Annotated in this window: 9 protein-coding genes; 6 read left to right on the plus strand and 3 right to left on the minus strand. The window is 40.1% G+C overall.

The window, feature by feature from the left end:
* Window positions 1-301: 301 nt before the first annotated feature.
* The gene (locus JMX83_RS14525) at window positions 302-1,234 is read left to right on the plus strand and encodes a DNA-methyltransferase (RefSeq protein WP_201603221.1); all 933 of its coding nucleotides are present in this window, start codon (window positions 302-304) and stop codon (window positions 1,232-1,234) included.
* Here JMX83_RS14525 and JMX83_RS14530 read toward each other — a convergent pair.
* Together JMX83_RS14530 and JMX83_RS14535 are read right to left on the minus strand one after the other, a co-directional pair.
* Entirely contained in the window at window positions 1,200-1,748 is a 549-nt protein-coding gene (locus tag JMX83_RS14530) for a hypothetical protein (protein WP_201603223.1), read from the minus strand. The two genes, JMX83_RS14525 and JMX83_RS14530, sit on opposite strands and share 35 nt — an antisense overlap.
* The gene (locus JMX83_RS14535) at window positions 1,732-1,959 is read right to left on the minus strand and encodes a helix-turn-helix domain-containing protein (protein WP_201603225.1); all 228 of its coding nucleotides are present in this window, start codon (window positions 1,957-1,959) and stop codon (window positions 1,732-1,734) included. Before JMX83_RS14535 ends, JMX83_RS14530 begins: the two co-directional genes overlap by 17 nt.
* Window positions 1,960-2,231: 272 nt before the next feature.
* On the opposite strand from JMX83_RS14535, the gene JMX83_RS14540 reads away from it, so the two are divergent.
* Complete coding sequence (locus JMX83_RS14540) at window positions 2,232-2,396, plus strand: hypothetical protein (RefSeq protein WP_201603227.1); 165 nt, start codon at window positions 2,232-2,234, stop codon at window positions 2,394-2,396.
* Between the two features lie 201 nt (window positions 2,397-2,597).
* On the plus strand, window positions 2,598-3,566 hold the full coding sequence (locus JMX83_RS14545) for a replication initiation protein (protein WP_201603229.1): 969 nt from the start codon (window positions 2,598-2,600) through the stop codon (window positions 3,564-3,566).
* Between the two features lie 180 nt (window positions 3,567-3,746).
* Here JMX83_RS14545 and JMX83_RS14550 read toward each other — a convergent pair whose 3' ends face one another.
* A complete protein-coding gene (locus JMX83_RS14550) occupies window positions 3,747-4,268 on the minus strand; it encodes a hypothetical protein (RefSeq protein WP_201603231.1) in 522 nt (173 codons plus the stop codon).
* Window positions 4,269-4,493: 225 nt separating this feature from the next.
* Here JMX83_RS14550 and JMX83_RS14555 point away from each other — a divergent pair, with 225 nt between their 5' ends.
* From JMX83_RS14555 to JMX83_RS15460, 3 genes are all read left to right on the plus strand, one after another.
* On the plus strand, window positions 4,494-4,826 hold the full coding sequence (locus JMX83_RS14555) for a plasmid mobilization protein (protein WP_201603233.1): 333 nt from the start codon (window positions 4,494-4,496) through the stop codon (window positions 4,824-4,826).
* Between the two features lie 701 nt (window positions 4,827-5,527).
* Window positions 5,528-6,082 (plus strand): MbeB family mobilization protein, encoded by a 555-nt coding sequence (locus JMX83_RS15455; RefSeq protein WP_227675881.1) that lies wholly within the window; start codon window positions 5,528-5,530, stop codon window positions 6,080-6,082.
* 3 nt (window positions 6,083-6,085) lie between these two features.
* Window positions 6,086-6,658, plus strand: a complete 573-nt coding sequence (locus JMX83_RS15460) for a hypothetical protein (protein WP_343829022.1) — start codon at window positions 6,086-6,088, stop codon at window positions 6,656-6,658.
* Window positions 6,659-7,121: the final 463 nt, after the last annotated feature.

Consider the following 7,121-nt stretch of genomic DNA (forward strand, 5'->3'; position numbering starts at 1 on the left):
TTAAAAGCCCAAAGTACTTTTAGTAACCTACTAAATACATCTCTCAAAATAACGCTCCTAAACTACACTTAAATCAAAATGTGACTATACCAGTAACACTACAAAATCGCTCATTGTTCCGATAAAGGTACATTATGGTAAATGACTTCGCTTTAGAGTGTTTTAAGATTTAATGTACAAAGCCCCCATAACCTTTGTCTCCCTCAACCATTTTTATTTTTTAAAATAGTACTATTTAATGAGAGCTCCATTGCATTTTTATAGATAAATGACTACTATAAGTAGCAAAGGAGTTTGTAAGATGACTGATCAATTTTTGAATAAAATTATTAATGCTGACTGTCGGGAAGCTATGAGTAAAATGCCCGATAATTATATTTCTGCATGTATCACTGATCCCCCCTACAACTATGAGTTTATTGGTCACAAATGGGATGATAAAGAAATTCAAAGAAGGAAAGATAATGTTAAGAACAGCAATACATTAGTAAAAAACATACCCTATGGGAGTGGGCTATCAGGTGGAGTTAGAAATAAACGTTGGTATCAGAAGAATAGAGATAATATTTTAGAGTATGAAAAATGGTGTTTTGATTGGGCAACAGAGCTGTATAGGATATGCAAGCCAGGAGCAACTGTTGCTGTATTTAATAGTACAAGAACGGTAGCGCATGTGCAGGTAGCTCTAGAGAAGGCTGGTTTCTATGCTAGGGATATGGTTGTTTATAGACGTACAAGTGGTATTCCTAAGGGAATAAACATGGAGAAAAAGCTTGGGAAAATGGGTAATCCTAAATCTGCTGACATGAAAGGCTGGCATAGCTGTTTACGTAGTGAGTGGGAAGCTATTTGCGTTTTGCAAAAGCCATTGCAAAACAACTATATCGAGACATTACTTGAATACGATACAGGTCTTTTTTACACAGAAATGAGTGATGGAGGGTTTCAATCTAATATCCTAGAGAATATTAAGCGAGATAAGCCCGCTAACTACAACATTCACTGTACTGTAAAACCCCTCGACTTAATGCAAAGACTAGTAGAAATATTTGTTCCTAGAGCAGAGGGTTCTATAGTTCTCGATCCTTTTGCTGGTTCCGGCACTACCTTAGTAGCAGCAAAAAGCTATGGTATTGACTACATTGGCATAGAAATTGAGCCTTCATATATCGAAATAATAGAACAAAGGCTCGCTGAGACTAACGATTTACAGGGTACGCTCCAGCTTTTCTAATCAAATATTCTTTTAAATCGAATCCAGTTAGGCTTTTGATGAAGTCAAATGACTCCTGCCCAATATATATATCCCATCCACCTTGTCGGCATGCTTGCATAGCTGCCGGTAAGTTATCGTCACGTAGGAAGAGAAATACTGGTTGATAACCCATTTCTCTTAATAAAGGCCCATACTGCTTAAACTTCTTAAGAGTTCCTGAATCTCCAGAGCCGACACGATACTTAGCATCTATGGCGTAGTTATCTAATATCAAGTCACACGGTTCATCAGCACCTAATCTTAACGCTGGTTGAAAAGTTGGATGATCTAAAGATGCTTGAATTATTAGGCTCTCCCAACATTTACCAAGTTCACGACCCCAGTATTGTCTGTTCTCTCTTTTAAGTTCAGGTGTAATGCCAAAGGCTTGCATCAATAAGTCGTAATCGTTATTTTCATTGGAGTAGACTTTATCGATAAAAGATGTTTGGTATCCTGCTAATATTTCATTAAGTCTATTTTCTATACTCACCATTAGTTCCTATAAAAAACGATACTAATGGCTCATCAAGTGCTAGCGCAATTTTTTCAGCATTTTTTAAAGTTATATTTCTCTCGCCTCTTTCTACAGAGCCAATATATGTTCTATGAAGCCCGCAAATATGAGCAAGCTCCTCTTGAGAAACACCTTTCTTTTTCCTGTAATGCCTTACTTGTAGGCCAAAAGTATGGGTTATATTCATAGGGAAATTCTGGTTTGTTGCATGCTATAAGTCGACAGACTATAGGTAGCAAAATACAGGATTTATAGTATTCAATACTATTTAAGACAGAAGGTATTTATGCTTAGCTCCAAAAATTGAACTGTCAAACGTAATCGTGAAATCAGCATAAGAGTTATCGATGAAGAATTACAAAATCTTCATAAACGTAAAATGGATATGTTGTTAGTTACAGGTATTAATAGGTATATACATGGTATATATTATATGTATATTTTTACGGAACTATAATTATGACCGAGCCAAAAACAAAAATATTCACTGCTAAAGTTGATGAAGATCTACTAAAAGCATTTAAATACGCTTGTCAAAACCAAGACATAACAGCATCACAGGCAGTCAGAGCCTTTATGCGTGAGTACGTGCGTAAGAACGGACAGGCTAAGTTGTTTAAATAAGAATACTATGCAAACTGCATAGCTTGATGCTAAAGGGTTTGTGAGGAATATAATAAAAGAGTACACTAGCTAGAAAGACGAAACCCCCACAGTTGGTCGCTGTGAGGGTTTCTAGAATACTAATCTGTGATAGCAGATATAGTGCTTCCTTGGCAGGTTCATTATATCACGCTATCGCCATAATACAAAAGCGTAGATGTAATGGAATATTTGAAACAGGTTAACCCTGACGAGTGGGAAAATACCCCACCTTTGGCCGAGTTGTATCAAGACTTGCCTAAAACCTTGCGTTGCAGTCCTCATAAAAACAATACAGATTTCAGACGCAAAACACCCAAGCAGGCCACCCAAAACGCATACGTGGACTATAACACGCCCAAAGTCACCACGTTTATTGTCATTGATCTAGATTATGACGGCTCAATATTTGCCTACCATGACGCAGGAATACCACGCCCTCAGTTTGTCTTAAAAAACCCTAAAAACGGTCACTGTCAGTACCTTTACCGACTCAAAGATCCAGTATCTTTTTTCAAGAACTCACACCAAGCCCCTATTGACCTGTTAAACGCCGTAGAATACGCCCTTAACGATGTTTTAAGCGGTGATAAGGCATTTACAGGCTATCTTGCAAAGAACGCTCTAAATTCAGCCCATGAGGTGTATTACACAGGGGCAGAGCCGTACACGTTGCACCAACTAGCCGAATACCTAGACTTACCCAATAACAAGCCCACACAAGCCAGAAATGACGAGTTTTATGGTAGGAATGACGCTATATTTAACATTGTGCGTAAGATGGCCATATCAATAGCATACACAGGCACTTACACGCAGATATACGAGCAATGCTTGCAGTGGTGTGAGGAGCAGAACACAAAATATAGCCCACAGTTGCCGTACAACGAGCTTAAAAGCATTTCTAAGAGTATCGCAGGGTATTACACCAAGGATGAATTTAGGCGTGATTTTAGTCAGCTACAAGCACACAGAGGTGCGAAAGGCGGTAAAGCTAGTAACTCATCAAATGGCGGTAAAGCCAGGTCAGAAAAGTACAACCCTAAGCGTGAAGAAGCTAAAAAATTAAGGCAACAGGGGTTAAGTATTCGCAAGATTTCGGAGCAAATGCAAGTCAGTAAAACCAGCGTTCAAAAGTGGATTAAGGCATAAAAAAAGTGTACCAAGTGCAAGCCATATCAGTTAACCCCCCGATAGGGTGTTTTAGGCTTTGGTTATCTAGCAGTTATTAAAGATCTAAAAATCACACACAAAAGTTGCACTGGATAAGCCTAAATCAGATAACAGCCTTTTTGTCGATGCTTGCTTAGGCTATTATTTTTAGTTTGGTTCTTAAAGCTTGTAGATTTGTTTCTCGAACTCGTTTGGTTCATTTATTCCAGTTATGAATCCTTTGATTTCAAATCGCTCTCCTTTATACTTCTTGATCAAGCCGAATGCAATTTGTAGCATAGTTGGGACATTCTTAGTGTCGAAGTTTTTATGAGTCTTGTACTTTTCAATTTCATCGCTATATATTATTCTGAACTTCATACCTTCTACGTATCCGTCATCGTTGCTTGCTACGTAACAAAAGTTGCTGAAAATCCTTTCCTTCTTGTAGCTTCTTCCTGTAAGTGTTCTGCCATTGTATGCAGCTCCTCCATATGAATATTTCTCTACGCTATTTTTTTCGTTTAGTAGTATGTTATTCTTTTTGACCCAGTTATTTATATTTCTATCTATAGTTCTTCTAGTTGCAGAAGAGACTATTCTGCAGTCTATCTCTGTGATAAAAACCTTTCGATCTCTAGCTTCTTTTATGTTCATATTCTTTATATGATGGGTAATGTCATTATCTCTATAACTAGACATGGTGTTTATCCTTTATGGATAGGTCTGCCGTTTAGGCTTGTTAGTTTAATAGTTTACTTCTATATAATATATAAATTAGTTGTTTTAAGCCAGCATATACCGTGGGTACAATATCCACTACGTTACTATTGACCCAAGGCATGCCGGTAAGGGGAAACCCCTTAACCCCAACCCCTCACAAAAACCCGTGAGGGGTAAAAAACAACAGCAATTATCGAGGTTAAAATGGCAAGGACGAAATGGCTAAAAATCAGAGTATCTGACGATGAGATAGTAGATATTAAAAAGCGTGCAGGTCAGCACGATATGTCAACCTATGCTCGCGGATTGATACTCGATCAGCCGGTAGCCGCGCCTGAACCTAAGACCAAAAAAATCGTGCATAGTGCCGACCCCGAATTGGTGCGAGCCGTTAATCGCATTGGTATCAATATCAATCAAATCGCCAAGCAAACCAATACAGGGCAAGAAGTCGGAAATGCCGTATTAATTGCATTGCTTGATTTGCAAACCACGCTAGACAAAGCACTAGCATCGAGTGTGCCCGATGATCGTTAAATTTTTCACGAATGGCACCGGTGGTAGCAAAGGCGTATTTGATTATCTGCTTAAAGACAAAGAGCAGCCCGACGGCAAACGTCTTGGTGCTAAAATTTTGAGGGGCGATATAGACAATCAAGCCTTGCTTATTGATAGCCTAGACTTCAAGCAAAAATATACCAGTGGCTGCTTATCGTTTACCGAGACCGCCAACCAAGTCAGTGCAGAACAAAAAAACGCCTTGATGGATGGCTTTGAAGAAACCATTCGAGCAGGGCTAGACGTTGATAGGGTCAGTGTAAGCTGGATAGAACACAGAGACAAAGGCCGGTTAGAGCTAAACTTTGTCTTTGCCAATGTTGATTTAGAGCATGGTAGAGCCTTTCAGCCCTATGTCCATAACGTGGATAAGCGTCGTGTCAACGCATGGAAAGACATGCAGAACATCGAGCATGGATTTACCGACCCCAATGATCCTGCTAAAAAGCGACTCATGGCGCAGCGTGACAACTTACCACGAGACGTTAAAGACGCAAGGCAAGTCATTACTGACGGCTTAACAGAGTTCGTGAGTCAGGGCGCAATCACCAGTCGTGCTGATGTTATTCAAGCCCTAACGGATGGTGGCTTTGAAATCGTAAGACAGACCGACAAAGCAATCAGTATCAAAAACCCAGATCCCAAAGCGAAACGAAATATCAGGCTAACAGGCGGATTATATGAGCGAGATTTTAAGTTTAGCCCAGAAGTTCAAGACACAATCACAGCAGCAAGCGAAGACTATCGAGCAGGAAGTTCAGAACGCTACGACGCAACTAAACAGCTTTATGACAGCGAAATTGAAAGAAAGCGAAACTATCATCAAGCAAGGCATGGAAAGCCTAGACGTGAGCAACGAGCAGCTGCTAAAAACCTTAGCCCAGCATCAAACCGATATGTCTTCAGCCCTCGACACCTATATGAGCAACGTCCAAGCCCATACCGTCAAGCATTTAAACCTATACGCAAAAGACCTAGAGAAGACGATAGAAGCCTACACACAGCACATAGCGCAGCTGATCGAGCAAAGAGAAGACCGGATAGCGAAAATCATCAAGTCAGAGATGAAAAAATGGCTCATGGCAGCCAGTTTGGGCGCACTCGCCATGCTGCTATTGGGCTTAATCATCGGGGCATTGCTGTTCAACAAGTTCTCAAAACCGACCTATACCATTCAACAAGTGCAGCCACAAACACAGGTACAGCCGCCCCCAATAAACTACGGGAAAAAGTAAGTCATGGACAAGAGACTATTAGACCAAGTACAGAAAGCGCTGCAAGCACAGCAGGATACCATCAAACGCCAAGCGCAGATGCTCGACAACCAACAGCGATACATGGATCAGCAGCTACGCCAGAAAGACCAAGATATAGCGGAATTGACGGCCTCATTGAACAAATTGGCACAGACAAAGATACAAGAGCTGGAACGCTTGCCAACGTTATTCAAACAGTTGCAAACTTCAATGACAGAACAAACGAACGTATTCAACGGATGGGTAGATCATCAGAACAATCACGTAACAACGCAAGCATCATTAGCAAGCGAATTATTGGCTTTAGGGAACATACAAATTCAGCTCGTAGAGCAGTTAAAGACGTATCAGAGTACGATAGCGCAGCCCGACTATCTCAAGAGCGTTACGACGCAATTAGAGAACGATACCGTGAAGTGGGAGAGCGGATTGAGCGAATTAGTGAACGTACAGAGCAAAATAGAGCAGTCACAAGCGAAAATAACCGGATCGCAGACGGCAATAGAAGCAGAACTGAAGGAATTAAAGACCTTACTGGACAAATTAGAGAAGTGATCAAAGCTAAGGAGCAAGAGCTTGAGCGTGCTAGAGCGCCTAAAAGGTCACGATCTCCGAGTATGGGTCGCTAATAAGGCTTAGCCTATAGGTTATAGTTCGACTCCTTGATAGTGCACCGAACTTGTTTAGAAACTCCCTCTCTTTAATAAACTTTTAGGATTAAAACTACCAAGAAGTACATACTGCAGGAATACAAGTATTGATGTCGTAGAAAGAGAAATTCCTATGAATTTTATAATCTCCTCTCCCAATCCACGAATAATGTGGCCAGTGAAAAGCGATCCAACAAAAGCAAGAATGGTTAGAACAGGTAAACCAACAATATATAAAATATTAAAAGCCCAAAGTACTTTTAGTAACCTACTAAATACATCTCTCAAAATAACGCTCCTAAACTACACTTAAATCAAAATGTGACTATACCAGTAACACTACAAAATCGCTCATTGTTCCGATAAAG

Origin of the sequence: Psychrobacter piscatorii, from assembly GCF_904846415.1 — a bacterium.
In the GTDB taxonomy this organism is placed as follows: Bacteria; Pseudomonadota; Gammaproteobacteria; order Pseudomonadales; family Moraxellaceae; genus Psychrobacter; species Psychrobacter piscatorii.

Excerpts from the sequence above, each read along its gene's own strand:
- JMX83_RS14525 (WP_201603221.1), top strand. The coding sequence starts at position 302 with ATGACTGATCAATTTTTGAATAAAATTATTAATGCTGACTGTCGGGAA.
- JMX83_RS14540 (WP_201603227.1), top strand. The coding sequence starts at position 2,232 with ATGACCGAGCCAAAAACAAAAATATTCACTGCTAAAGTTGATGAAGAT.
- JMX83_RS14535 (WP_201603225.1), bottom strand. The coding sequence starts at position 1,959 with ATGAATATAACCCATACTTTTGGCCTACAAGTAAGGCATTACAGGAAA.
- JMX83_RS15460 (WP_343829022.1), top strand. The coding sequence starts at position 6,086 with ATGGACAAGAGACTATTAGACCAAGTACAGAAAGCGCTGCAAGCACAG.
- JMX83_RS14550 (WP_201603231.1), bottom strand. The coding sequence starts at position 4,268 with ATGTCTAGTTATAGAGATAATGACATTACCCATCATATAAAGAATATG.
- JMX83_RS15455 (WP_227675881.1), top strand. The coding sequence starts at position 5,528 with ATGAGCGAGATTTTAAGTTTAGCCCAGAAGTTCAAGACACAATCACAG.
- JMX83_RS14555 (WP_201603233.1), top strand. The coding sequence starts at position 4,494 with ATGGCAAGGACGAAATGGCTAAAAATCAGAGTATCTGACGATGAGATA.
- JMX83_RS14545 (WP_201603229.1), top strand. The coding sequence starts at position 2,598 with ATGGAATATTTGAAACAGGTTAACCCTGACGAGTGGGAAAATACCCCA.